Raw genomic sequence first — 25270 nt, 5'->3', positions numbered from 1 at the left:
TATCTCTTCGCAATAAAAAAATCCCTGTGAGCACACAGGGATTTTTTTATTGTAAAAAGCGAGTCTATATAAAAAATCAGGTGTCTTTTGGTAAACCTGTAAGCCAGTTGAGGAGCTGTGTTGCATCTGTATTTCGAGCTTGTGTGGTTGGTTCACCCATCAACACCACTACAGCAGGACGTGAATTAACAGTGGTATGCATAACAACACAACGCCCTGCTTCATTAATAAAGCCTGTTTTTGAAAGATTAATATTCCATCCGCCATTACGTACCAATGCATTTGTGTTACTGGCATTTAGCATTCTATACCCTAAATTAAAATCGTAATGTGGTGTAGATGAGAACTGACGAATCACGCCATACTTATAAGCTTGAGTCACTAAAATTGCTAAGTCTCTTGCAGAAGAAACATTACGTGGGTCCAAACCAGTCGATTCAAAGTAATGCGTTGAACTCATTCCTAGTTCACGTGCTTTTGCGTTCATGGCTGCAATAAATGCGGGTTTTCCACCTGGATAAGTTCTTGCTAGCGCGGCAGCAGCAGGATTCTCAGACTTCATCAGTGCAACCAATAACACTTCTGCACGATTCATTTTGTCGCCAACACGCAATTTGGTACTTGCCTTTTTAGGACCATCAAAATCAATTGGCTCTAATGTAATATTTTCAGACATATCTAAATGTGCATCTGCTGTCACGACTGCTGTCATCAACTTAGTAATCGATGCCATTGGCCTGGAAAAACTACTATTTTTACTAAACAGTACTTCACCCGTTTGTGCATCCATCACCAATGCAGAACCTGCATGAACACTTGGACCTGCATTATTCATGAAGCTAGTATCTACAACGCCTGGTTGTGCAGGACGCAATGTTGTAGATGTCGTGGTACTGCCTTGTGGCGCAATATTTATCTCATCATCATCTGCCAATAGCTCTTTGACATCATGTGTTGAAAAATTTTGATGAACAGGCGGCTTTCCATCGATTGTAAGATCTGCAAAGCTATAGCAACTTAATCCCAGTAAAAGGGGTACACTTAACATGTGTACCAAAGACTTCTTTAAACTTTTCACAATATTTCACTCGACTAAAAAGGTGATAAGATAAATTTGCTTATTACCACGAATATGCCTTACATTTGCACAAGGCACTGATTTGTATAAAACCAGTAATTATGCATAAATTTCAGGTAATATTTTAGGATAGCATTGCTAATTTTGTGTTGTGATTGCAAGTTTAATTTGCTTTATGTAACAAATTTATGTAACAAAAAAGTTCAATTCATGAGGTAACCAGAACGTGATTTCAGTTTTAGTCGTAGATGACCATGAATTGGTAAGAACAGGCATTTGCCGAATGCTCACCGATCAGGTCGATATCGAAGTAGTGGGACAAGCTGAATCAGGAGAAGATGCTCTCGTGCTTGCACGAAAAAATCAGCCAGACATTATTTTACTGGATGTAAATATGCCTGGCATTGGAGGAATAGAAACGACCCGTCGTCTCGTTCAAAGTATACCAACCACTAAAATTATTGCTGTCAGTGGGCTATCTGAAGAACCTTACCCTTCTTTGGTTTTAAAAGCAGGTGCCAAAGGCTACATTACCAAAGGCGCACCCATTGAAGAAATGGTACGTGCGATAAAAAAAGTAAGCCAAGGTGGTAAGTATTTTAGTGCGGATATTGCGGAGCAACTGGCAAGTTCATATTTAGCAGATACACAACTCTCACCATTTGATCAACTCTCTGAGCGAGAGATGCAAGTTGCCATGATGGTTGTAAGTTGTCATAGCGCGCAAGATATTGCAGACAAGCTTTTTGTCAGCGTAAAAACTGTAAATACATATCGCTATCGCATCTTTGAAAAATTAAATATCGATAGTGACGTCAAATTAACGCATCTTGCGATTCGTTATAACCTCGTTCAACCTTAAATACCATCATGCGTGTTGTTTCCGATTCTTTTAGCTTTCGCCGTCTCGGATTATGGTATGGTATTTATCGACTGATTATTGCAAGTAGTTTACTTGCAATTTTCTTTTTAAATTTATCTCAATCGACAGATGACTATAAATATCAGACGTTTTATATCATCACCCTTATTGTATATACCTTTATTAGTCTACTTCAATTCTTACTCTTATATTTAAGTCAGTCGCTTTTACCTAAAAAAATTATATTTTTTAGTATTATCGATGTCTCTTGTTTTAGTTTACTCACCTTTGCACAAGGTGCGCCAAACCTTCATATCAGCTTATTATTTGCAATTACAATCTTTATTACTAATTTACTGTTATCTCATCGAAAGGCACTTTCTTTAACACTGCTTTCTATTATTTCTGTTGTTTATATTCCATTTATAGACTCATGGCTATATACCCATCATCTGAACAATATTGGTAGTACGCTTTTTCTTGCATTTTTATTTTTAGTTATTTACTTCACAGCGCAATTTACTGTCAAACGTTTTGAAAACTTAACAAAAGTAAATAACTCACAATCTATTGCTATTCTTCAACTGCAAGATCTAAATCAATATATCCTTGAACAAGTCGATATGGGATATTTAGTCATTAATGACAAACAACATGTCATTTTGGTGAATCCAGCAGCTCATGAATTATTAAATATAGAAGCAGCTCAACCCATTAAAGACACACCATTACAGAGTATTCAACCAGAATTATATGAGTACATTATCTTTAATCGGCTCAGTCAAGGAGAGCGTTTTATATTCGAGCCACAAGGGTTAACCAAGCAGATTCATATCCGAATACAGAAACTAAAAGTTCCTCAGCAGTTACTTACACTTTTTATTATGCAAGATGCACAAAAATTTAATGACCATGTACAACAATTAAAACTTGCTGCATTAGGACAGCTTTCTGCAAGCATTGCTCACGAAATTCGTAACCCTTTGGCTAGTATTGTTCAAGCCAATGAATTACTTGCAGATGCAGATGACAGTGAAAGAGCCATGTTACAAAACATGATTTCGAAACAAAGCCTTAGAATTAACCATACAATTGAATCTACGTTAGATATGGCACGAAGCCAAACCCCTATTACAAAAACAATTCTTTTAAACCATTTTCTGATAGAATGTTTAAAAGATGATTTCTCTGATGTACCTAAAGACCAAATTCAATTATCTATTTTGCTACAAATTTATATTAAATTTGATGAAACGCACCTAAGACAGATTTTGATTAATTTAATACGCAATGGATTACGTCATACTTCAAAAGAGCAGGCTACCGTAGAAGTAAAAGCTTATACAAAAAATCAATATGCTGTTATAGATATTATCGACTTTGGTTCGGGCATTCCTGAACATCACATTAGAAACTTATTTTCACCTTTTTTTACAACTGAAATTAATGGGACTGGGCTAGGCTTGTATTTATCACGTAGTTTATGTGATGCAAACCAAGCAACGTTAAACTATATAAAATTAAAGCATGCAACATGCTTTCGCATTGAGTGCCCACTGGTTGTGGTATAGAAATGATTGAGACAAGATGACAATAAATAATCCTAAAATCTTATTCGTCGATGATGAAGTGGATCTATGTATGCTCATCCAAATGAGCTTAAAACGTATTCATATTTATTGTGATATTGCACATGATGTCGCACAAGCCAAAGAGAAGCTTAGCAAACATAAGTATGATGCTTGCCTCACTGACTTAAACCTTCCCGATGAAAGTGGATTAGAATTAGTCAAATATGTGACTGATCACTATCACGATTTGCCAATTGCCGTACTTAGTGCGTATGGCAATATGGAAATTGCAATTGCTGCATTAAAAGCAGGTGCTTTTGACTTTCTGAGCAAGCCCATCAATTTGGAGTCTCTCAAAAACCTTTTGGAAAAAGCTTTTTCAAACAAGGCAGCAGAACAAAAACTAAATTCATCAGACATTGAGTATAAGCTACTTATTGGTCAATCACCTGTGATGAATACCCTCAGAGATACTTTAAGAAAAGTAGCTAAGACACAAGCTCCTGTCTTTATTATGGGCGAATCAGGGACAGGAAAAGAAGTCATCGCAAAATTGGTTCATCTTCTTAGCCATCGTAAAGAGTCTACTTTTGTTCCAATTAATTGTGGTGCCATTCCAGCAGACCTCATGGAAAGTGAATTATTTGGCTATGTAAAAGGAAGCTTCACGGGTGCCACACAAAATAAAGTTGGTCTTATACAGTCGGCAGATGGTGGAACACTCTTTTTAGATGAAATAGCAGAGCTACCCATGAATATGCAGGTGAAGCTCTTACGTGCAGTACAAGAAAAATGTATTCGCCCGATTGGTTCAGATACCGAAATTCCTGTAGATTTCCGCATTATTAGTGCGACACATCAAAATGTAGAGCAACTTATTCAGGAAGGAAAGTTTAGACAAGATTTATTTTTCCGCTTACATGTCATGGACATTCAACTTCCTCCGTTAAGAGAACGCGGTGCAGACATTATCTTGCTTGCAAAACACTTCTTAGAAAAAATATGTACAGAATGGCAAATTCCAACAAAAGAATTTACTATTTCAGCCAAAGACTGGCTTATGAAACAACGCTATACAGGAAATATTCGCGAACTTCGCAATATTATCGAACGTGCTATTACTTTGTCCGATGGACATGCAATTAGTGATATTAATTTAAAATCTATTAATATACATAAACCTACACCACAGGTGGAAACACCTCCACAACCTATAAGTACTCCTGTCATCAGCCCTACTACGTATACCGATGACTCAACTCAACTTGAAATGCAAAAGGTTTGGGCAGATGGTCTAGAACCTTACTTAGAAGCGATTGAAAAAAGAATTCTTATAGAAACGCTAAATAAAACTTACTGGAACAGAACACAGGCTGCTAAAAAACTCAATATGTCTTTTCGCTCTTTACGATATCGCCTAAAAAAGTTTGGCTTAGATGAAGGTTAATGTTTAAGTAATGCCTCGGAGATCGTCTCTATATAAACATTATCTTTCATAGTTGGCGGTCTAGGGATATTTTGATTCGGTTGTATCCCTCGGCCATCAATCATATTGTTATTCGGGGTAAAATAGTGAGAAACCGTCATTTGTACTGCTGCACCATTCGATAATGGAAATAACTTTTGTACAACCCCTTTTCCATAACTTTTTTCGCCAAGTACCCAAGCACGTTGATGTTCTTTTAATGCCGCAGTAAAAACTTCTGCTGCCGAAGCAGAGCGGCCATTAATCAATATTCCTAGTTTAAGGTCATCAAATTCTTTACTGGGTAAGGCTTGAAAAGTCTGACTACCTTCCGATCGACTTCGTGTAGTGACAATCGTCCCATTATTCAAAAATAGATCTGCTGTTTCCACGGCTGCCGATAACAACCCACCGGGATTATTACGCAAGTCAAACAGTACTGCTTTTAATTTCGTATTCTTATATTGTTCCAAAATACTCTTAATTTCATTTGCCGTTTCTTGTTGGAATACAGGAACCTTAATCACCAAAACCTGATTTTTTAATAAGTTGGCAGCAATTTCTACTTCTATTTTTTTATTACGAACCACGGTCAGTGGTTGTCCAACTGGGGCAACTTGTATATTTACGACAGTCCCCACTGCACCGAATAAAATATTTTTAACCTGCTCAGGCGTAAGATCTTTAATTTCAATATTATCTAGCTTATAAACAGGCATTCCATTATGAATTCCCAGTTTTGCAGAATCTGAGTTCGAGCGGACGCCACGTATATACCATTGTTTTTGTGCACGATCTAAAATAAGCTCAAAATCAACAGTTGCAACATCTCCATCTGTATACTGAACAAGTTGCTTATATTCTTCTGGTGTAAGATATCTTGAATAACGATCTAGTCCACTGACTAAGCCTTTTATTGCTTGTTCGAACAACTCTTCATCTGAGGTTTCACGCACATAGTTATCTTTAATAAGTGCATAGATCTGAACAAATCGTTGAATTCCATCAATTGGAATTTCTTGGCTATAGAGTGCTTTCTCATTTTCATTATATTCGGGGGTTTGGCTGCCACTTGGTGTGGCAGCACTGGTATAACTCATACAACCAAGCAAACCAAGTAAAATCCTAAGTTTTTTCAGTTGGTGAATCATCCATTAACCTCTATTTTTCGTTCAACGTAATTAAATTACGGCCTTTCATTTCTTGTGGGATTGGGAGTTTCATGAGGCTAAGTAACGTAGGTGCAACATCTGCTAATACACCACCACTTGCAATTGTGGCACTGGTTGGACCAACATAAATAAATGGTACAAGCTCAGTCGTATGTTGTGTATGTACCTGACCGCTTTCGTAATCTTGCATTTGTTCAACATTACCATGGTCTGCCGTTACAAGCATATGTCCATGCTGTGCCATCACTGCGTCATATACACGACCTAAACAGGTATCTACTGCTTCAACTGCTTTAACTGCCGCATCAAATACACCTGTGTGTCCAACCATATCACCATTGGCATAGTTAATTACAATGAGATCGTATGCTTGAGAGTTAATTGCTTCAACAACCTTATCGGTTACTTCATAAGCACTCATTTCAGGCTTTAAATCATATGTAGCAACACTTGGCGATGGAATAAGAATACGTTTCTCACCTTCATATTCATCTTCACGGCCACCGCTAAAGAAGAATGTCACATGTGCATATTTTTCAGTTTCAGCAATACGTAATTGTGTTTTCCCTAAATTAGATAGGTACTCACCCAACGTATTATGTAGTGGTTCTGGCATATACGCCACAGGTGCCTGAATACTCGCTTGATAACGTGTTAACATAACAAACTCTGCAAGCTTAGGTTGAACTTTACGCTCAAATCCAGAAAAGTCTGTTTCTACAAAAGCACGTGTTAATTCACGCGCACGGTCTGCGCGGAAATTCATAAACACAACACTGTCGTTATCTTGAATTGGTGTCTTTTCACCAATACGAGTCGCTTTTACAAACTCATCTGTTTCTTCAGCCGCATATGCTTGTTGTAAACCTTCTTCAGCCGTTGCAGCCACACGCACCGCCTCACCTTCTGTGAGTAAACGATATGCTTGTTCTACACGATCCCAACGATTATCGCGATCCATTGCAAAATAACGACCAATCATAGAAACAATACGACCTTGATTTGGGTATTGTTCAAATAGTGCGTCTAGTTTCTTTAATGAAGATTCTGCACTTTTTGGTGGTGTGTCACGACCATCGGTAAATGCGTGTAAATACACTTTAGCATTGCGTTTCAATGCAAGTTCACACATTGCCACAATATGATCTTCATGCGCATGTACACCGCCGTCTGAAAGCAAACCAATAATATGAACAGCGCCATCTTTTACTTTGGCTTTTTCTACAGCATCGACCAAGACTTGGTTCTTAAAAAAATCCCCAGTACGAATATCTTTAGTAATCCGTGTAAAATCTTGATACAGCACACGTCCTGCACCAAGGTTCATATGACCAACTTCGGAATTCCCCATTTGGCCATCAGGTAAGCCAACATCTTCACCCGAACCAGAAATTAAACTATGCGGATGGTTCGCTTCCATTGCGGTCAAATTAGGTGTCTTTGCTGCAAGAAAAGCATTGTCTTGTTCTGCTTCACGATGACCTATACCATCCATAATGACTAAGATATGTGGGATCTTGCCAGCCTTCACGTCCGTCATAGTATATTCTCTTTGTTGTTTATTGAAATTTCCATATTACATACTTTTTAAACAAGCGACTATGTTACCAAGGTTGTAAGCTACAAAGCACATACAACCTTTTTTTCTCATTTTGCTCTATTGAGCAAGTACCCACCTGCAAGAAAAATAAGTACAATTGGGGTAAACACAAACCACGCAGGTGATGCGTTATAAACTAAGCTGGCATACCCAAAAAAGTCTTGAATATAGTAAAAACCAAGCCCTGTAAATAATGCAATAACCAAACGAAAACCCATAGATTGTTGGCGTAGTGGTCCAAAAATAAATGAGCAAGCAATAATAACAAGTGCAATAAGAGAAAAAGGCATACCTACTTTCTGCCAAAATGCGAGCTGGTAAGACTTTGGAACCTGACTATAATCAGATAAATATCTTATAAATGAAACCAACTGACTTGGTGATAGATCTTCAGGATCTATGGTTACCATATGCACATATTTTGGCTGTAGTGCAAGTGCAATCTCTGATGTTGCTAAATGTTGCTCTACTGCCCGACCATCGTCTTGTACAGTCATTTGCGTTACATCATTTAACTGCCACTGACCATTCTTTTGAAAATGCCCACCCTCAGCGTTCAAAGTTTGTCTAAGATGGTAGTTGTTATCAAAATCTAAGATTTGAATCCCTTTTAGCTCACCCTCAGAATTTGCATAATTAATATAAATGAAACGTTGTGCTTCCCTTGTCCAGTATCCACGTACTTCGCCAAGAGAGGAAATACTCTGATGCTTCTTTAGACTATCTGCCCTTTCGTTAGTATGAGGAATAACCCACTCACTTAAAGCAAATGCCAAAACCACCAAAATGAGTGCTGAGCGAACTACCCAACCAACAATACGCCATAGGCTTACACCAATCGAACGCATCACAACCAGTTCACTGTTTGATGCAAGCGTACCTAAACCAATAACCGCACCAATTAATGCAGAAATAGGTAAAATTTTATAGAGAAAAGCTGGGGTATTCCAAAGCACATATTGCAATGCCTGTAGTGCATTATAACCATGCTTTAATGCACTCAACTCTGCAAGATATGTAAACAAGCCTTGTAACAGTGTTAACACGGCGGTTGCTCCAAGCATGGCAAGCGCTGTTGTAGAGGTCACATGTTTAGCGATAATACTACGTGCGAACATTTATAGACCTCATCTACTCAATTTCTGTTTAAGTCTTGGTGTTAAATTCGGATTACGCAAGAAAATAAAGGTAATCACACCATAAGCAACAAGTACAATAGGATACAACCAAACACTGAGATCACCACGTGATACACGTGTTCGAACCGCCATCATTAATACAATTAAACTTGCAAAAATAAGAATCGCAGGCAGTAACTTATAGTAACGCCCTTGACGCGGATTCACTTCAGACAAAGCTGTGGCAAGCATTAGTGCAATAACAATGACCCACGGACCAAAAACACGCCAACCTAACTCACTTTGAACGACTGAATCATCTCTTTTTGCCCAAAGTTTCCCAATGGTCACGGCGTTAATCGCACTGCTCCCAATCGATGACTCTTTGTCATTTTCTATACGTAAACGATAGCTTTTAAATTCAGCTTGCGAATAACGTGGCTGTCCTTGATAAATCTCGTAACGGCGACCATCCAATAAATCAACCACATTGGCTGTATCATTTGGAATTTCAACACGTTTTGCTTCACGCGCAAGAATAATTAAATCCGGCTTATTGTCTTGTTCTGAACGTTGATAAAAGATGACATCTTTTAAATTTTTTCGATCTTCAGACAAATCACTTGCATAAATAGTATAGGGGCCAGAAGATACAAATTCTTTAGGTCTAACGAGGTCAAAGCCCGTTCTCACTGCTTGCGCACTGGTTAATTGCTCAAACTTGTAAACACCCCAAGGCCCAACCCAGACCATCAGTGCAATTTGTATTGCCATAACACCTGCTGTCATGGGAATAAGTAAGCGTGCCAAATGGTTACGACTTAAACCACTACTATTGAGCACAGCCATTTCATTGTCTGTATACAAACGCCCAAACACCAACATTAAGCCAATAAAAAAGCCTAATGGTAAAATGAGTGTTAAAAACTCAGGAAGTCGATAGCCAATAATACTAAATAAAACACTGGCATCTAAACGACCTTGTGCCGCCACACCAAAATACTTAATGAGTCGACCACCCATCATAATTAAGGTTAATAAAGCCACGACAACCACGGAAGTCGACACGACTTGCTTCACAAGATAACGTCGAATAATCAAAAGGACACTTCCATTTTTACATTGAAAATTAAATATGTTGCTAGTTTAACCGAATACACAGAATAAATAACCTCTCATCAGATGCCTTCCCCTTTGTTTCCTCTATAATAAAACAAAGATTTTCTGAAATAAGTGCTGTTCGACCTTGTTTTAAATCAATCTTTTGACTTTTAGTAAAAGCCTCTATACCCATAAGGGCAAATTGGCTTAGTATGATGATAGAAGTTGTTCTAACAATTAACCCTCTATGACAAGGTTTTGCAAGCGTATGAAACTTACTTTAAAACAATCTCAAGACGCGCATTCAGTTCTATTTTCTCTTGTAAATGCACAAAACATTGAGCAAGCGAATGTTGCATCACTCGAAAACTTTAATCAAATCATTCAAAATGCAAATTTTAAAGCGCAATTGAATGAAACTTTGCCACTCATTGGACACAGTGAAGCCTATCCAAGCATTACTTTAATCGGTTTAGACAATCCTGCAAACCTTAGTGGTAGTAAAATAGCAAAAATTGCACAAAACATTATTAAAATTGCGCAGAAAAACTATTCTCAAATTACAGTAAATTTAACCGCGTTACCTGAACAATACCATTATACATTTGCACTTGCCTTAACACAGGCCAATTATCATTTCGATGAATTCAAATCGAATAAACATCAACAAGTTCTTGAAACACTTCAGCTTGAAGGAACAACGCTCTCAGTACAACAAATCGAACTTATTCAAGCAATTCAAAATGGCCAAACATTGGCAAGAGATTTAGGTAACCGTCCGGGTAATATTTGCTATCCAGAATACTTAGCACAAGTTGCACTTGATTTAGCAAAAGAATTCCCAGAACAGCTTAAAGTAACTGTACTAGATGAAGCTGACATGGCAGAACTTGGTATGCATTCATTCCTTGCAGTCAGCAAAGGTTCTGAACGTCCGGGCCGTATTATTACACTTGAATATAATGCACAACGCGACGAAGCACCTGTTGTACTTGTAGGTAAAGGTGTAACTTTCGATACAGGTGGCATTTCCCTCAAGCCGGGTGCAGGTATGGATGAAATGAAATTTGACATGTGTGGCGCAGCTTCTGTATTTGGTACGTTACGTGCACTTTGTGAAGCAAAACTGCCAATTCATGTGGTAGGTGCGATTGCTGCTGCTGAAAATATGCCATCAGGTAAAGCTACTCGTCCGGGCGACATTGTTAAAACGATGGATGGCCAAACTGTAGAAATTTTAAATACAGATGCAGAAGGTCGCCTTGTACTTTGCGATACACTCACTTATGTCAAACGCTTTAATCCAGAGTTAGTGATTGATATTGCCACCTTAACAGGTGCTTGTGTAGTTGCACTTGGTAAAGTCCTTACAGGTTTATTTTCACCAGATGATGCTTTGGTACAAGACTTACAACAAGCCGGTGAGCAAAGCTTTGACCGTGTTTGGCGTATGCCTGTAATTGATGACTACCAAGAGTTACTAGACTCACCTTTTGCAGATATTGCAAATATTGGTGGTCCACAAGGTGGTTCAATTACAGCAGCATGTTTCTTACAACGTTTCACACGTGAATACCGTTGGGCACATCTGGACGTTGCAGGTACTGCTTGGCTTTCAGGCGCAAACAAAGGAGCGACAGGTCGTCCAGTACCACTTTTGACTCAATTTATTGCAAACCGCGTGAAATAATGACAGCTATTAGCTTTTATCTTTTTGAAAAAAGCGTTGAACGACAAGTACAAAGTGCTTGTCGTTTGGCACGTAAAGTTTTAAAAACCACACCAAAACTATGGTGGTATTGTCCATCGAAAGAATTACAACATACTTTAGACGATTTACTTTGGTCTTTTGATCCTACAAGTTTTATTACCCATGGTATAGATGAAACCACAGGACAGGTATGTATTTCAGGAAACTTACCTACCGAAGGTGAATGGATTATTTTTAATTTTAGTGATGATGTGATTGATGTTAAAGATACGTTTAAACACATTATTGAGATTGTCGAAAATACAGAAGCCTCTAAAATAACAGGCCGAGATAAATTTAAGCAGTACCGTCAACTTGGTATTGAACCAAGAACATTTAAACTATAAAAAATATTTGTCATGAGGAGTTAAATTGGTGGCATTAGATATTGGTGAAGACTTTAAAACCCGTTGGTTAAATACACCGCAGGCTGCACGACAAACCTATATTGATGACCTCTCACGCATCTGTGAGCTCCTTACACCTGAAAGTGATATTGACGAATGGAAGGCATCAGACGAACTTGCTCAAACGACTTCTGAACAAAAAATTCAACACGCCTATGAAGTACTTAAAGCACAAATGATCGAAGATGCTCGTTGTCGCGAGCAAAAACGTCTTGAAGATAAAATTTTCAAACAAAGAAAAGCTGAAGATGAATATCTCAAAAACTTACAGCTTGATGAGCGCTTGCAAGAACAATCGCAAGTGGAGCAATTAAAATCTTTGCAAAATAAATTGAACACTGAAACCAAGTCATATAGTAGTCGTTACCAAAAACAGAGTTTTGCTTCTGCTTCATCTCAAACCTCTGACAAAGCATTAAAACTGAATCATGTACAGCTACAACAGGTTATTGAAAATATTCAATTACGTCTTGAACTTGAAGCGGAAGGACTGATTGAACACATTCAAAAATCAGTAGAAAGTTTCAACCAAAACTTACAACAAGCAGCCGAAGAAGAAGTTAAAATTTTACTAGACGAAAATAAAAGCAAGAATTCGGCATAATGCCGAATTCTTTATTTTAAAAACCCATGATCTGCAAGAAATTCCATACTAATTTTCGAATCTTCTTTTTCAATTGCCGCACGATCACCTAAAAGTAAACGCTCCATATAGCGTGCTAGGATATCTACTTCTAAATTGACTGCTGTACCTACTTGCCATGTTGAAATATTAGTTCGCTCGGCAGTATGTGGAATTAAATTTAGGCTAAGCACACAACCATTTAAGTGGTTAATTGTTAGACTAATACCATCAACAGTGATCGAGCCTTTTTCTGCTAAGTACTTTGCAATTTCTTTTGGTGCAGTCACTTCAAAATACAATGATCGTGCATCATGACGCATGAGCGTAATTTCACCAATTGCATCGACATGACCACTCACAATATGTCCGCCAAAGCGCGTTGTAGGTAACATCGCTTTTTCAATATTTAATGGCTGTCCAACTTTCCAACGTCCTAGAGTTGTACGGTCTAAGCTTTCACGTGAAACGTCAGCCGAATACCAGTGATCGCCCCAAGCTGTTACCGTTAAACAGATACCATTGGTTGCAATCGAGTCACCTAGGTGAACATCAGACATGTCTATGTCTGTACCTACTGTTAAACGAATATCTCCACCCACATTTTGCAAGCTTTTCACTTGCCCAACACTTTCAATAATACCTGTAAACATGGTTATCTTCCTTTTACCATAATGCCAACTGAGAGCTTACACCTGTCGTATCTACACCACCTAACTCGGCATAATGGTAAAGTTGTCCGAGTAGCTGTCTCAGTGGTGGACCAGATTTGGCCTTTGTATCTGTAATAACAATAAATTCAAGTACACGTGCACGCTCAGACTGACGCTGTTTACTCACGCGATACCGTGGTACATCTTGTGTGAGTAACGTGACTTTGCCACGTTCTAAATTTGCTTTGAGCAAATCGGTTGCCGAGATATTTCCATCCGTCGAATAGCTCGTTAAGATAAAACGTGCATTTACCGTAGCAAGTAACTTTTCATAGGCCTCTTTGGCATATTTTGAAGAGTTATATAAGCTCGGACGCTCTTTGCGCCATGCCCGATCTATACCACTTTTAAAACCTTTCGTATCTGGAGATGGTAAATCTGTTTGATCCCATAACGTGAGCGAATTTAAAACATGATAATTACTACTATATGCATGCTGATTATATGGTGGATCTAAATAAGCCACATCAACTTCAAAATCGCTCATTTGATTTGCAAGGTGCTGTGCATCTACACACCACATTTCAGCAGCAGCCTGATTCGGACGACCAATTTCACAAAAACGACTGGGGGTTAACCACAAAAGTGACTCAATCCGTTCAAGTGCCGTCTGTGTTTTTCCACCCCAACCATGGTGAAAACTCTTAAACACGCCACTGGTATTACTCACAAAGCTGGCTGAATATAGAAGTGGTGCTAATAAAGCACTCATTTCCACATCATCAATTGCACCTTCTGCCTGCCATGTTGCAATTTGCTGACGAATTGCATCAATACGCATGCCATTTCTACGTTTAAAGAACAAACGATCACGCGCAGGGTCATATTCTTCATCGTTACGTGGGCATAAGTTATGAGTTACCCAACCTTTCGCTAAAGGTAAGCGGTTTAAGTAATCAATCGCTTTTTGATATCCACCTAATTCTTTAAAGGCAGGAGCTTCAACACAAGAAAGAACCGCATGATTCAGTGCATGACTGTACGGCTCCCAATCATTTGCAATAACACGATAACCATTTTGACGCGCCAATCTCGAAACCACACCACTACCTGCAAAAAAATCTGCAAAAATGGGCGCACGCTTTTTTTTACCATCAGTATTTAGCGTGCCTGTCATTTCCAGTGCTTCTAAAATGAGATGAAGTAAACGGCGTTTATTGCCTAAATAAGGAACCAATTGATGGAACAAGTATTCATCTGTTGTTCGTGCCGCATGTCGGCGCTTATGATAAACCGTCGTTTCTGAACTCATAATGACTCTTGTACTGGTATCAACCTTAAGCGGAAGTCATCACCCAATTGAGTAATATCTTTCACAGTAAAACGTTGTTGCTGTGCCAACATTGAAAAATTAGCTTGGAACATCGCTCGCGCTGACTGGCCCAATAATGTTGGTGCAACATAATGTATCATTTCATCAACCAATTTTTCAGTTAAAAAGCTGGTCGAAAGCGTTGCACCTGTTTCGACAAGTACATCATGAATATGATGTTTCTGCGCAAGCACTCTTAATAAACTATTGAGCGGTTGAACCTCAAACTGAAGAACACCTAAATCTGCCAACTCCTGACGATACGGTGTCATTACCCATGTATCTTCTGGATTCTCTAAAATTTTTGCAGTTAAAGGTAAACGCCCTTGACGATCTAATACAATTCTTTTGGGCTGTACAATTGCATCTCGTTCAATATTTTCTAACTGGCGTACATTCAATTGGCAATCATCTGCCAATACCGTTTCAATACCCGTGATCACGGCACCTGAGATTGCACGCCAATGCTGAACGTCTTGACGAGCCTCTTGTCCTGTAATCCATTTTGACTCACCTGAAGCCATAGCAGTGCGGCCATCTAAACTTGAAGCTACTTTTAGTCTAACGTATGGCATTCCCGTTGCCATTTTTTTTAAGAAGCCTTCGTTTAGTACTTTAGCTTCTTCTGCACAAAGTCCTGTATTAACCTGTATGCCTGCTGCTTCTAAAATTGAAATACCTTTGCCTGCAACAAGCGGATTAGGATCTGTATTGGCAATAAATACTTGTTTCACATCTGCTTTTACCAATGCTTCTGCACATGGGGGTGTACGACCATAATGGGCACATGGTTCTAAGGTGACATATGCCGTTGCACCTTCAGATAAATGCCCTGCCTCACGTAAAGCAAATACTTCTGCATGAGGTTGCCCAGCTTTTGGGTGAAACCCTTGTCCAATGACTTCACCATTTTTTACAATAACACACCCTACATTTGGGTTTGGCTTGGTCGAATAAATTGCTTTTTTTGCCAGCTCAATGGCTTGACGCATATATACTTGGTCTTGTTGTGAAAATAGCGTATTCATGATTGGCGCTCTTTTTGCATTTGCTGCATTTGTTCAATCTGTTTTCTAAATGCTTCTACGTCTTGAAAGTCTTGATATACAGATGCAAAGCGTACATATGCCACATGATCTAATACAAATAACGCTTTCATGACAATTTCACCAATGCGCAATGAACTTACATCTCGCTCACCTAAACGACGTAATGTTTGCTGAATATCACTCAACACCGCCTCTATTTTCTCTTGTGTAACAGGGCGCTTTTGTAATGCATGCATTAAGGAACGACGAAGTTTTGCTTCATCAAACGGTTCATTTTTCCCATTTGATTTAATGACGCGAGGCATTACCACTTCATATGTTTCAAATGTAGTAAAACGCTCTGCGCATCCGACACACTCTCGACGACGGCGAATCTGACGTCCTTCGGCTGCAAGTCGAGAATCAATCACTTTACTGTCAGGAACATTACAAAATGGACAATGCATTTTAAATTCTATCTGCCAATTTATTTTTCTCTAGTGTATCAAAAAACTGACAGATACTAAATGTTGTGTCTAAAATAAAAAATAGCCCCATATAGAGGCTATTTTGATCTAAATCGGATTACTCAATACGTTCGCCGTGTTGGCTTAAATCGAGTCCCATACGTTCATCATCATGGGGTACACGAATGCCAATCACTACATCAATAATTTTAAGAATAATGAATGTACAAATTGCACTATAAGCGATTGTTGCTAATACACCTTGGCTTTGTACCCATACCTGATGGAGCAAATTCGTAGGTGCTTTATCGCCCATAATGAATGAGCTTGCAAATACACCTGTTAAAATTGCGCCTGCAATACCACCGACTGCATGTAAACCAAAAGCGTCAAGTGAATCATCTGCTTTTAAGAAACGTTTGAGTGCTGTTGTTCCCCAGAAACAAATCACACCACCAAGTAAACCCATAATAAGTGAACCGCCAACGGTCACATAACCTGCAGCAGGTGTAATCACCACAAGACCTGCAACACCACCAGATGCAATACCTAATACAGAGGTTTTACCACGAATTAGCTTTTCAATTAAAGACCAAGAAAGTGCTGCTGCTGCTGCTGCTACTTGAGTTGTCACTAAAGCATAAGCTGCGCCACCGTTTGCACCCAAAGCTGAACCACCATTAAAACCAAACCACCCCACCCAAAGGAGGCCTGCACCAATAACTGTAAGTGTTAAGTTATGTGGTGCCATAGATTCTTTGCCAAAACCAACACGTTTACCTAACATATATGCAGCAACAAGACCTGCTACACCTGAGTTGATATGAACAACCGTACCACCAGCAAAATCTAATGCACCATCAGCTGCCAACCAGCCACCGCCCCAAACCCAATGCGCAATTGGTGCATAAACAATAAGAATCCATAGCGTTGTAAACCCAACAAATGCACCAAATTTCATTCGTTCAGCGACTGAACCACTAATGATAGCAACGGTAATAATGGCAAAGGTCATCTGAAAAATTACAAATAAAACTTCAGGAATTGTACCTTGTAAGGTATCTAAACCAATGCCTGAAAGCATCGCCTTACTGAAGCCACCAATAAAAGCATTACCTGCATCGAATGCCAAGCTATAGCCTACTGCAACCCATACAACGCTGACCAATGCTGTTGCCATTAAACTATGTGCCATGATGCCCAAGACATTTTTCTTACGCACCATACCGCCATAGAAAAGTGCAATGCCGGGAATGGTCATCAGCAATACCAATGCCGTTGAAATAAGTACCCACGCTGTATCACCTGTATCTAACTTAGGTGTTGCTACAGGTGCGGGAGCAGGTTGAGGGGCAGGTGTAGACGTACTTGCCGAATGATCTGCAGCCTGAGAAACAACCACGGTTTGAGATGGTGCAGATGCTGTATCTTCTGCCCATGCTGGTGCACCACTTAGAAGCGCACTGGTCAGACTCAGTGCCATGATAATTTTTTTCATATTCCCTACCCCATATTCATGCAAGTTAATCAGCTCTTAGCAATCTTTGTGCCAAGACTAAACTGCATCTGGACCTGTTTCGCCCGTACGAATACGAATGACTTGCTCTAAAGTAGTGACAAAAATTTTACCATCACCAATTTTTCCAGTACTTGCCACACGTGTAATAGACTCAATAACGCTATCAACCATTTCATCGCTAATAGCAATTTCAATTTTTACTTTTGGAAGAAAATCTACAACGTATTCTGCACCACGATAAAGCTCGGTATGCCCCTTTTGACGTCCAAAACCTTTCACCTCTGTTACAGTAATCCCCTGCACACCAATTTCTGAAAGTGCCTCACGAACATCATCTAACTTAAATGGTTTTACAATTGCTGTTACAAGCTTCATGTTTATATTCCTTCAGGTTATTTCATTATGGTTCATTTTTTATGTTCAATTTTCATGCCAAAATTGAATTAATTTGATGAAAACTCAAGCATTAAGAATTTATTTTAAATGCTTTACATTCAAGCTACTGTTAAAGTTTATTGAATATGAAATGAATGCTTTAGAATAGTGAAGCAATTCTAAAAAAATTTACATTTTTATAGCCAAAACCGAGTTTTTTATGAAAGAACAGTTAATTCAATCTATTTTGTCTCAGATAGAACAACCTAAAGCAGATTTAGAGCATCATTTACGTGCATTACTCAATGAGGCTATTCATAAAATGGATCTAGTGTCGAAAGAAGAACTCACACGACATCAGCATGCATTAACTCAAGCAAATGAACGTATTGATCAATTAAATGAGCAGATCTCTGTATTGGAGCATGCCATCTCTAAAAATGCACAATAAAAGTGCACAATTAGTTATTTTATCTCTAATGTAAAGCACCAATTTGGTTCAAAATGTCGTTCGCTAAAGTTTACAGTCGTGGTGTTCTTGGTATTTCTGCACCATGCATTGAAGTTGAAGTCCATCTAAGTCAAGGTTTACCCTCCCTGACTATTGTAGGACTTCCCGCAGCTGCTGTACGGGAAAGTAAAGACCGTGTACGCTCAGCAATTATTAATAGTGGTTTTACCTTTCCAACCAAAAGATTAACCATTAATCTTGCACCTGCAGATTTACCCAAAGACAGTGCAAGGTTAGATCTCGCAATCGCGTTGGGAATTCTCATAGCCTCTGGGCAAATTTCACCAATAGAATCCGAAAATTATGAATTTATTGGTGAACTTTCTTTAGATGGTCAACTTAGACCTGTTTCTAGTGCAATTACTATTGCAATTGCATGTCAGCAATCGAAACGTGCTCTAATTCTTCCTGAACAAAATGCACAAGAAGCTAGCCGATTAAATGAATTAAAAATATATACAGCGAGTAGTTTAAAAGCAGTATGTGATCATTTTAATCATGGTTCTTCAATGTCAGTGTACGACTCAAATCAAGAAGAATATTATTCATTAAAATCAATGCTTGATTTAAAAGATGTGAAAGGTCAACTTAGACCTCGCAGAGCCTTAGAAATTGCTGCCGCAGGTGGGCATTCTTTACTGTTTAGAGGTCCTCCTGGTACAGGAAAAACGCTATTGGCCTCAAGACTTCCTAGTATTTTACCTCCCCTTACTGCACAAGATATATTGGAGGTAGCTAGTATATATTCTGTTGCAAAACAAAGTCATACTTGGGGTATGCGCCCTTTTCGTGCACCTCACCATTCGGCTTCAAGTATTGCATTGGTGGGAGGTGGTTCATCGCCTCAACCTGGTGAAATTACACTTGCACATCTAGGAGTATTATTTTTAGATGAGCTTCCTGAATTTGACCGAAAAGTCATTGAAGCCTTACGTCAACCTATTGAAGAAAAACAAGTTACAATTTCTCGTGCTTCAAGGCAAACTACTTTTCCTGCTCATTTTCAACTCATTGCAGCGATGAACCCTTGCCCCTGTGGTTACGCATTTCATCAAGATGCTCGTTGTCAGTGTAGTCCAGAAACGATTAGACGTTATCAGAGCAAGATTTCAGGTCCTATGCTTGACCGTATAGATTTACACATTGATGTTCCACCTCTATCCTCTCACGACCTACAATCCAATGCGGTACCTGAAAGTTCTGAAACAGTGAGAAACCGCGTTATTGCAGCGCATACTAAACAGTTAAAACGACAAAATAAGCAAAATCATGCACTTTCGACCAGTGAACTTCAAACGTATGCATCACTTGATGCTACTGGTCAGAAAATTCTCGAACTTGCTCAAAAAAAGTTGGGCCTCTCCGCGAGAAGCTATCATCGAATTTTAAGACTTGCGCGTACAATTGCCGACTTAGACGGTACATCAAATATAAATTCATCTCATTTAACTGAAGCGCTGTCATACCGTAGTCCTTTCCCATAAAAAAGCACCTAAAAGGTGCTTTTTTACTTTAAAATGATTTTGTTATACTAAATACTGCACCTGTATCTACACCACGTTTAGTCACATGGTCATAGCCGGTAGTATCGATATTTGTGCCGACAGCACTTAACTCTGCAACTAAACCTGAAATTGCCTGAACGTTATAAGTGAGCCCAGCTTTCCAATCGATGTAATTATCATCATTACCATACAATCCGATTTCTCGATCAGATTTACTATATCCAAGACTACTGACTAAACCAAACCCTGTTTCTTTAATAGGTACACTATAAGCAAGATTAAAATTCCAATTATTAATACGGTGCTGATATGCATCCTTTGTAAGATTCCCACCATAATTATGACTATAAGAAATGCTAGGTATTAAGCTATCACCTTTCGCAAAAAGATCTGCAAAAGTAAGACGTGCATATAATTCAGGATAGTTAAGGTCATGACCGCTTGGATAATTATAGTATGCTAAACCCACATCCAAATTAGGTTGTAACGTTGCCGAAAGGGGTAACTTTGTGGTGTAACCAACAGATGGATCTAATTCTATATTCGGATTATTTGTACCAAAATCAACATTAGAAGCAAAAACACTAAAATACATACCCGAATCGTGAGCTAGGGTAAAAGTTCCTTGCAATGCTGGATCATTCTGGGTCTGTGTTTGTCCACGAAAGCGATAATCTGATGTTAAACCAACACTTCCTGAAAAACTTAGACCATAGGGCTGTAGTCCATTTTCTGAAGCGCATGTTAGGCCAGACATCGTGAAAATACTGGTAGCGATTAGAATTTTTTGAAACATGTTTCCCCCTAAACATCGAATGAGTGAATCGTATTTATAAAAATTTTGTTTAATTTTTACTTTTTCACTTTAACAAGTTTTTCAGAATTATGGAAATTGGTATACTTTTTGCTAATTATTTTATCGATAGATACAGTGTAGAATGACATTAGAAAGATCAATATCGGAAAAAACACTTAGTAAATCCGCATTTTATATATGATGTACGGTAAATAAATTTGCAATTGTGGTTTTTTTTATTATAGATTAGTTGGTCTTTTGTTAAACCACTGTGTTTGATTAGCTCCAAATTACAGTTCACCTCCTTGGGGAAAGTATACATGCCAAAAATACACAAGAAACTCGCACTCGCATTTATCGTTCAAGCAACTTTGCTTTCAACAGTGACACATGCAAGCGAACAAAGCGAATCAAAAGGTTTTGTTGAAGATGCAAAAGGCTCTATTCTCCTCCGAAATGGATGGATCTATCGTGACCTATCAAATGGTCAGCATGATAAAAGCTCATGGGGCCAAGGTGTCATCGGTAAGTTCGATTCGGGCTTTACACAAGGTACTGTAGGTTTTGGTGTGGGTGCACTTGGTGATTTTGCATTTAAACTTGGTGAAAATGCACATGCTGGTAACCAAATGCTCTACAAAGATGGACAAAAAGATATTTGGGCACGTGGTGGCGTAAACGTAAAAGCACGTATTTCAAATACAACAGTTGTATATGGTACACAGTTCTTACAACTACCAGTACTGTCAAGTAATGATCTACGCTTACTTCCTGAATACTTCACAGGGACGTTAGTTACAAGTCATGAAATTAAAGATTTAGAGCTTGTCTATGGTCACTTCACAAAAGACCAATATTCAAACCAAATTAATACCGATGGTAATCACTTAAAACGCGCTGATGTTTGGGGTGCAAAATATAAGTTTGATGAAAACTTACAAGGTTCATACTACGGTGCAGTATTTAAAGATGCCCTACAGCGTCACTACCTAAATGTGAACTATAAACTGCCACTTGAATCTGATAGTTCTTTAACATTTGATTTAAGCGGTTACCATACTAAATATAATAAAGATGTTTACGGTAATCTAACTTTCCCTACTGGAGAGAAAGACACAAGTAAGAAAAATAATATTTGGGCAACATCTGCAACTTATAACAAAGGCGCACATACAGGTATGCTTTCATACCAACAAAGCACAGGTGATGTCGGCTACGACTATAACATTGTAGGTGATGGTGGTATGTCAATTTGGCTACCGAACTCATATTACTCTGACTTCAATGGTAATCATGAGAAATCATTACAAGCAATGTACTCTTTAGACTTTGGTTCATTAGGCGTTCCTGGCTTAACATGGACAACTGCATATGTATATGGTTGGAACATTCATGTAGCGGGTAAAGCAGACGATGCTAAAGAGCGTGAAATTTTCAACCAAGTCAAATATACCGTTCAAAGTGGTTTTGCTAAAAACTTAAGCTTTAAAGTACGTAACTCTACTTACCGTGCAAATGCAAGTTATAACGACTATGCAGGAAACACAAATGAATGGCGTTTATACCTAGAATATCCAATCAACTTCTAATTTTATTTTAGATACGATTGCCAAGCGCCTAATGTTATACATTAGGCGTTTTTTTATTAAAGTTATTTTGTATCTCGGCAAGTCCACAAACTAAAAAGATTTGCAGGAGACATTTGTTCATTTAAAACGAAACGCTGTAATTGGACAGACTTCGTTTGGGGATAGTTTGCTCTACACTTATTAAATGCAGGTGACCAATGCATAGACCATACTTGTCGCATCGTTAAATTATAATTACCGGTTGCTGTTTTTACAGTAATATCGCCAATGTTTCCTGCTTGTACTATATTTATCTGAGCAGACCCGAGTAGAAATAGACCCACTAAAAAAAGTTTATTCATTTAATTACACCGTCAAATGGCTACAATTGCCATATAAAAATAAGTCTTCTAGTGTATTTATAATTCTATATTTTTATATAATAAAAATGTATTTAAATCACAATATTATTTAATTAATTGATAAAAATCACACTTAAAAGGTAGAATATAAAAAAAGCCTTCTATGAAGGCTTTTTTTATTTGATTAAAAAATCTAATTATTTTGCTGCAGCAATTGCTTTTACAATTTCAGCTTTAGCTACATCTGCACCTTCCCAACCAGAGATTTTTACCCATTTTCCAGGTTCTAAATCTTTATAATGTGCAAAGAAGTGCTCAATTTGACTAATTAATAATTTTGGTAAATCTGTATATTCTTGAATATCTGAATAGAGTGCAGATAATTTTTCGTGAGGAACAGCAACTAATTTTGCATCAATTCCACCGTCATCTTCCATATTCAATTTACCAACAGGACGACAACGAATAACTGAACCTGGTTCTACTGGATGAGGTGTTACAACCAATACGTCTAAAGGATCACCATCTTCTGAAAGTGTATTTGGTACATAACCGTAGTTTGCAGGATAGAACATTGTAGTTGCCATGAAACGGTCTACAAATAATGCATCAGAATCTTTGTCTACTTCATATTTGATAGGTGCTGCATTTGCAGGAATTTCAATAACAACATAAATATCGTTTGGTGCATCTTTACCCGCAGGGATATTGTTATAACTCATTTCAATACTCTTGTATTTACGATTGGTTCTTTATCAATTATACATTTTATATTAAATTGATACAAAAAGCGTTTTTGCGATATGTATCATTCCCAATATTATTGACCTAAGTTAGGCGAATAACCAATATAAGCAAGTAGATTGGGCAACATAGAGACAAGAACCACATGATTGATCTTAAACTACTCCAATTGGCCAAATAACAAATTCCATAAAGAACACGTAAAACAATATATGCAATCCCTAAAATCATCACCACATGTTGGTCAATGACCATATATTCAGCCATTAAAATCGCTGCAATAAATAAAGGTAAATTTTCGAAACTGTTTTGTTGTACAGCGTTTGCTCGTGCTGCTATTCCTTGTGTCTGAGATAGAAACTGGCGAGGATTTTGATTATCTTTAAAGGTAAACCCACCTGCCACTTTTGCAATCATTGAAAAAGCATAAGGCAATAGACATGCAACTAAAATTAAATAAACAATGCCACTTATGCTCTGCATGAAATCCCCTCTTCACTTCTATATTGTTTAATCATAATAAATACTAAATCATGTCGTAAAGTATTTTACTAGAACATTTATGTCAGATATTATGAAACAAAAGCAATAATAATAGGGAACTTATTATGATATGGAATCGCATCAACCTCAGAATATTGGCTTTAGGTACACTGGTCGCAGGATTTATTAGCTCTCTTGTGAAATGGGGCTCTGAAGTAAATATGCCGCCACGTATTGCAGGTGAAATTTCTCCGCCTGCTGCGCATATTAATGCATGGCTAAAACCATTTGGTATTGATGCACATAGCTTGGACTATATTTATCAGGGAACTACTATTAGTGGTGCTGTAACACTTTACCATTGGGTTTTTAGTTTTATCTTTGCTTTTGTTTATATTTTTCTTGCAGCTTATTTTCCTAAAATTCGTACATTTTATGGTGCTTTATACGGTATTGTTATTACGGTAGTAATGCACGGTTTTTTAATACCTGCACTCGGATTTAGATACCCTGCATATGACAGTAATGTAAAAGGTTGGTTATGGAATTTGAATACCTATGAATTAACCAGTGAAATGCTTGGTCATATTTATTGGGCTTTTTCAATTGAAGTATCTTTTGTGTTTGTGCTCGCCCTCTTTGCAAAACCAATTAAAAATAACTTGTGGGTACGTTAGAGGCAACAAAAAATAAAAATCTCTAGTAATATAGTGGTGAATATATCTGTTTTATGAGATTTGAATGTCACAATCTGACCAACAAGAGTTATTAAAAGCACTAGATCAACATCAGCTTGCCAAAAAAAAGCTTGATCGTATTTTAATGATTGTTCTTCCTATTGTTGCCTTCTTAATTAGCATGATCTGTGCAAACTGGACATGGTTTTCAACCTTAGGAACGATTATTGTACTTACGTTTGCATTGATTGCAGTTGGTATTAAACGCTGGTCTATTTCATTGTGGCTAACAATTATTGTGGTGTATTGCTGTATAGACAACTATTTGAGCTATGGCACACTGGTATTAAATAAGCTTGAAATGCAAGCTTTTACCATGCTTATATTTACAATTATTTTTCATGTTGCACGCCCCTATCTAGATCAGGTCATGCAGCAAAGTTTAATAAAAAAAGACCGATGAA

The 25270-nt window shown here is 38.0% G+C and carries 26 protein-coding genes; 11 read left to right on the top strand and 15 right to left on the bottom strand.

Features of this window, described 5'->3' with window-relative positions; all coding sequences use genetic code 11:
* Positions 1-76: 76 nt before the first annotated feature.
* Positions 77-1078: a serine hydrolase gene (locus tag I2F23_RS05480; RefSeq protein WP_195771559.1), complete on the bottom strand. Its 1002-nt coding sequence runs from the start codon at positions 1076-1078 to the stop codon at positions 77-79.
* 226 nt (positions 1079-1304) lie between these two features.
* On the opposite strand from I2F23_RS05480, the gene gacA reads away from it, so the two are divergent.
* From gacA to I2F23_RS05465, 3 genes are read left to right on the top strand one after another with little or no spacing between them, the layout of a single operon-like run.
* Complete coding sequence (gene gacA, locus I2F23_RS05475; RefSeq protein WP_195771558.1) at positions 1305-1940, top strand: response regulator transcription factor GacA; 636 nt, start codon at positions 1305-1307, stop codon at positions 1938-1940.
* An 8-nt stretch (positions 1941-1948) separates the two neighbouring features.
* On the top strand, positions 1949-3511 hold the full coding sequence (locus I2F23_RS05470) for a sensor histidine kinase (protein ID WP_195771557.1): 1563 nt from the start codon (positions 1949-1951) through the stop codon (positions 3509-3511).
* Between the two features lie 16 nt (positions 3512-3527).
* The gene (locus tag I2F23_RS05465; RefSeq protein ID WP_195771556.1) at positions 3528-4958 is read left to right on the top strand and encodes a sigma-54-dependent transcriptional regulator; all 1431 of its coding nucleotides are present in this window, start codon (positions 3528-3530) and stop codon (positions 4956-4958) included.
* Here I2F23_RS05465 and I2F23_RS05460 read toward each other — a convergent pair.
* The 4 genes from I2F23_RS05460 to lptF all read right to left on the bottom strand — a co-directional run bounded on the left by I2F23_RS05460 (position 4955) and on the right by lptF (position 9967).
* Entirely contained in the window at positions 4955-6127 is a 1173-nt protein-coding gene (locus I2F23_RS05460; RefSeq protein ID WP_195771555.1) for a S41 family peptidase, read from the bottom strand. The genes I2F23_RS05465 and I2F23_RS05460 overlap by 4 nt on opposite strands.
* Before the next feature lie 10 nt (positions 6128-6137).
* Positions 6138-7688, bottom strand: a complete 1551-nt coding sequence (gpmI, locus tag I2F23_RS05455; protein ID WP_195771554.1) for a 2,3-bisphosphoglycerate-independent phosphoglycerate mutase — start codon at positions 7686-7688, stop codon at positions 6138-6140.
* Between the two features lie 107 nt (positions 7689-7795).
* The gene (gene lptG, locus I2F23_RS05450; RefSeq protein ID WP_195771553.1) at positions 7796-8866 is read right to left on the bottom strand and encodes an LPS export ABC transporter permease LptG; all 1071 of its coding nucleotides are present in this window, start codon (positions 8864-8866) and stop codon (positions 7796-7798) included.
* 9 nt (positions 8867-8875) lie between these two features.
* On the bottom strand, positions 8876-9967 hold the full coding sequence (gene lptF, locus I2F23_RS05445; protein WP_195771552.1) for an LPS export ABC transporter permease LptF: 1092 nt from the start codon (positions 9965-9967) through the stop codon (positions 8876-8878).
* A 268-nt stretch (positions 9968-10235) separates the two neighbouring features.
* On the opposite strand from lptF, the gene I2F23_RS05440 reads away from it, so the two are divergent.
* The 3 genes from I2F23_RS05440 to I2F23_RS05430 are packed head-to-tail and all read left to right on the top strand — an operon-like array spanning position 10236 to position 12728.
* A complete protein-coding gene (locus tag I2F23_RS05440) occupies positions 10236-11657 on the top strand; it encodes a leucyl aminopeptidase (RefSeq protein ID WP_195771551.1) in 1422 nt (473 codons plus the stop codon).
* Entirely contained in the window at positions 11657-12064 is a 408-nt protein-coding gene (locus I2F23_RS05435; RefSeq protein WP_195771550.1) for a DNA polymerase III subunit chi, read from the top strand. Before I2F23_RS05440 ends, I2F23_RS05435 begins: the two co-directional genes overlap by 1 nt.
* A gap of 28 nt (positions 12065-12092) precedes the next feature.
* A complete protein-coding gene (locus tag I2F23_RS05430) occupies positions 12093-12728 on the top strand; it encodes a hypothetical protein (RefSeq protein WP_195771549.1) in 636 nt (211 codons plus the stop codon).
* A gap of 11 nt (positions 12729-12739) precedes the next feature.
* Here the strand turns inward: I2F23_RS05430 and I2F23_RS05425 are convergent, their stop codons facing one another.
* The 6 genes from I2F23_RS05425 to glnK all read right to left on the bottom strand — a co-directional run bounded on the left by I2F23_RS05425 (position 12740) and on the right by glnK (position 18160).
* The gene (locus I2F23_RS05425; protein ID WP_195771548.1) at positions 12740-13399 is read right to left on the bottom strand and encodes a riboflavin synthase; all 660 of its coding nucleotides are present in this window, start codon (positions 13397-13399) and stop codon (positions 12740-12742) included.
* A 13-nt stretch (positions 13400-13412) separates the two neighbouring features.
* Positions 13413-14711 (bottom strand): DNA adenine methylase, encoded by a 1299-nt coding sequence (locus I2F23_RS05420; protein WP_195771547.1) that lies wholly within the window; start codon positions 14709-14711, stop codon positions 13413-13415.
* A complete protein-coding gene (ribD, locus tag I2F23_RS05415) occupies positions 14708-15799 on the bottom strand; it encodes a bifunctional diaminohydroxyphosphoribosylaminopyrimidine deaminase/5-amino-6-(5-phosphoribosylamino)uracil reductase RibD (protein WP_195771546.1) in 1092 nt (363 codons plus the stop codon). Before ribD ends, I2F23_RS05420 begins: the two co-directional genes overlap by 4 nt.
* Complete coding sequence (gene nrdR / locus I2F23_RS05410) at positions 15796-16266, bottom strand: transcriptional regulator NrdR (protein ID WP_195771545.1); 471 nt, start codon at positions 16264-16266, stop codon at positions 15796-15798. Before nrdR ends, ribD begins: the two co-directional genes overlap by 4 nt.
* 118 nt (positions 16267-16384) lie before the next feature.
* Positions 16385-17764 carry an ammonium transporter gene (locus I2F23_RS05405; protein WP_195771544.1) on the bottom strand — a complete coding sequence of 460 codons (1380 nt, stop codon included), beginning with the start codon at positions 17762-17764 and terminating at the stop codon, positions 16385-16387.
* A 57-nt stretch (positions 17765-17821) separates the two neighbouring features.
* Complete coding sequence (gene glnK / locus I2F23_RS05400) at positions 17822-18160, bottom strand: P-II family nitrogen regulator (RefSeq protein WP_023273577.1); 339 nt, start codon at positions 18158-18160, stop codon at positions 17822-17824.
* 220 nt (positions 18161-18380) lie between these two features.
* On the opposite strand from glnK, the gene I2F23_RS05395 reads away from it, so the two are divergent.
* Entirely contained in the window at positions 18381-18611 is a 231-nt protein-coding gene (locus tag I2F23_RS05395) for an accessory factor UbiK family protein (protein WP_195771543.1), read from the top strand.
* Between the two features lie 53 nt (positions 18612-18664).
* Positions 18665-20155, top strand: coding sequence for a YifB family Mg chelatase-like AAA ATPase (locus tag I2F23_RS05390; protein ID WP_195771542.1), 1491 nt, complete (start codon positions 18665-18667; stop codon positions 20153-20155).
* 28 nt (positions 20156-20183) lie between these two features.
* On the opposite strand, the gene I2F23_RS05385 is transcribed toward I2F23_RS05390, so the two are convergent.
* On the bottom strand, positions 20184-20972 hold the full coding sequence (locus I2F23_RS05385; RefSeq protein WP_195771541.1) for a TorF family putative porin: 789 nt from the start codon (positions 20970-20972) through the stop codon (positions 20184-20186).
* A 320-nt stretch (positions 20973-21292) separates the two neighbouring features.
* On the opposite strand from I2F23_RS05385, the gene I2F23_RS05380 reads away from it, so the two are divergent.
* Positions 21293-22561, top strand: a complete 1269-nt coding sequence (locus I2F23_RS05380; RefSeq protein WP_195771540.1) for an OprD family outer membrane porin — start codon at positions 21293-21295, stop codon at positions 22559-22561.
* A gap of 62 nt (positions 22562-22623) precedes the next feature.
* On the opposite strand, the gene I2F23_RS05375 is transcribed toward I2F23_RS05380, so the two are convergent.
* The 3 genes from I2F23_RS05375 to I2F23_RS05365 form a co-directional block, all read right to left on the bottom strand.
* Positions 22624-22902, bottom strand: coding sequence for a hypothetical protein (locus tag I2F23_RS05375; protein WP_195771539.1), 279 nt, complete (start codon positions 22900-22902; stop codon positions 22624-22626).
* A 197-nt stretch (positions 22903-23099) separates the two neighbouring features.
* On the bottom strand, positions 23100-23624 hold the full coding sequence (gene ppa, locus I2F23_RS05370; RefSeq protein ID WP_195771538.1) for an inorganic diphosphatase: 525 nt from the start codon (positions 23622-23624) through the stop codon (positions 23100-23102).
* A 106-nt stretch (positions 23625-23730) separates the two neighbouring features.
* The gene (locus tag I2F23_RS05365; RefSeq protein WP_195771537.1) at positions 23731-24129 is read right to left on the bottom strand and encodes an MAPEG family protein; all 399 of its coding nucleotides are present in this window, start codon (positions 24127-24129) and stop codon (positions 23731-23733) included.
* 125 nt (positions 24130-24254) lie between these two features.
* Here I2F23_RS05365 and I2F23_RS05360 point away from each other — a divergent pair, with 125 nt between their 5' ends.
* Together I2F23_RS05360 and I2F23_RS05355 are read left to right on the top strand one after the other, a co-directional pair.
* On the top strand, positions 24255-24806 hold the full coding sequence (locus I2F23_RS05360; protein ID WP_195771536.1) for a DUF1440 domain-containing protein: 552 nt from the start codon (positions 24255-24257) through the stop codon (positions 24804-24806).
* Between the two features lie 64 nt (positions 24807-24870).
* The gene (locus I2F23_RS05355) at positions 24871-25269 is read left to right on the top strand and encodes a hypothetical protein (protein ID WP_195771535.1); all 399 of its coding nucleotides are present in this window, start codon (positions 24871-24873) and stop codon (positions 25267-25269) included.
* Position 25270 lies beyond the last annotated feature (1 nt).

Source organism: Acinetobacter pollinis (assembly GCF_015627175.1).
Taxonomy (GTDB): domain Bacteria; phylum Pseudomonadota; class Gammaproteobacteria; order Pseudomonadales; family Moraxellaceae; genus Acinetobacter; species Acinetobacter pollinis.
The sequence above is the reverse complement of the archived record's forward strand: the minus strand, read 5'-3'. Positions and strand labels throughout refer to the sequence as shown.

What these genes read in the sequence shown, in the direction of transcription:
- I2F23_RS05375 (WP_195771539.1), bottom strand. Translation starts at nt 22,902, where the DNA reads ATGAATAAACTTTTTTTAGTGGGTCTATTTCTACTCGGGTCTGCTCAG.
- I2F23_RS05355 (WP_195771535.1), top strand. Translation starts at nt 24,871, where the DNA reads ATGTCACAATCTGACCAACAAGAGTTATTAAAAGCACTAGATCAACAT.
- ppa (WP_195771538.1), bottom strand. Translation starts at nt 23,624, where the DNA reads ATGAGTTATAACAATATCCCTGCGGGTAAAGATGCACCAAACGATATT.
- nrdR (WP_195771545.1), bottom strand. Translation starts at nt 16,266, where the DNA reads ATGCATTGTCCATTTTGTAATGTTCCTGACAGTAAAGTGATTGATTCT.
- I2F23_RS05395 (WP_195771543.1), top strand. Translation starts at nt 18,381, where the DNA reads ATGAAAGAACAGTTAATTCAATCTATTTTGTCTCAGATAGAACAACCT.
- I2F23_RS05405 (WP_195771544.1), bottom strand. Translation starts at nt 17,764, where the DNA reads ATGAAAAAAATTATCATGGCACTGAGTCTGACCAGTGCGCTTCTAAGT.
- I2F23_RS05365 (WP_195771537.1), bottom strand. Translation starts at nt 24,129, where the DNA reads ATGCAGAGCATAAGTGGCATTGTTTATTTAATTTTAGTTGCATGTCTA.
- I2F23_RS05380 (WP_195771540.1), top strand. Translation starts at nt 21,293, where the DNA reads ATGCCAAAAATACACAAGAAACTCGCACTCGCATTTATCGTTCAAGCA.
- I2F23_RS05465 (WP_195771556.1), top strand. Translation starts at nt 3,528, where the DNA reads ATGACAATAAATAATCCTAAAATCTTATTCGTCGATGATGAAGTGGAT.
- I2F23_RS05385 (WP_195771541.1), bottom strand. Translation starts at nt 20,972, where the DNA reads ATGTTTCAAAAAATTCTAATCGCTACCAGTATTTTCACGATGTCTGGC.
- I2F23_RS05360 (WP_195771536.1), top strand. Translation starts at nt 24,255, where the DNA reads ATGATATGGAATCGCATCAACCTCAGAATATTGGCTTTAGGTACACTG.
- gpmI (WP_195771554.1), bottom strand. Translation starts at nt 7,688, where the DNA reads ATGACGGACGTGAAGGCTGGCAAGATCCCACATATCTTAGTCATTATG.
- I2F23_RS05440 (WP_195771551.1), top strand. Translation starts at nt 10,236, where the DNA reads ATGAAACTTACTTTAAAACAATCTCAAGACGCGCATTCAGTTCTATTT.
- I2F23_RS05470 (WP_195771557.1), top strand. Translation starts at nt 1,949, where the DNA reads ATGCGTGTTGTTTCCGATTCTTTTAGCTTTCGCCGTCTCGGATTATGG.
- glnK (WP_023273577.1), bottom strand. Translation starts at nt 18,160, where the DNA reads ATGAAGCTTGTAACAGCAATTGTAAAACCATTTAAGTTAGATGATGTT.
- ribD (WP_195771546.1), bottom strand. Translation starts at nt 15,799, where the DNA reads ATGAATACGCTATTTTCACAACAAGACCAAGTATATATGCGTCAAGCC.
- lptG (WP_195771553.1), bottom strand. Translation starts at nt 8,866, where the DNA reads ATGTTCGCACGTAGTATTATCGCTAAACATGTGACCTCTACAACAGCG.
- I2F23_RS05460 (WP_195771555.1), bottom strand. Translation starts at nt 6,127, where the DNA reads ATGATTCACCAACTGAAAAAACTTAGGATTTTACTTGGTTTGCTTGGT.
- I2F23_RS05420 (WP_195771547.1), bottom strand. Translation starts at nt 14,711, where the DNA reads ATGAGTTCAGAAACGACGGTTTATCATAAGCGCCGACATGCGGCACGA.
- I2F23_RS05425 (WP_195771548.1), bottom strand. Translation starts at nt 13,399, where the DNA reads ATGTTTACAGGTATTATTGAAAGTGTTGGGCAAGTGAAAAGCTTGCAA.
- I2F23_RS05390 (WP_195771542.1), top strand. Translation starts at nt 18,665, where the DNA reads ATGTCGTTCGCTAAAGTTTACAGTCGTGGTGTTCTTGGTATTTCTGCA.
- I2F23_RS05435 (WP_195771550.1), top strand. Translation starts at nt 11,657, where the DNA reads ATGACAGCTATTAGCTTTTATCTTTTTGAAAAAAGCGTTGAACGACAA.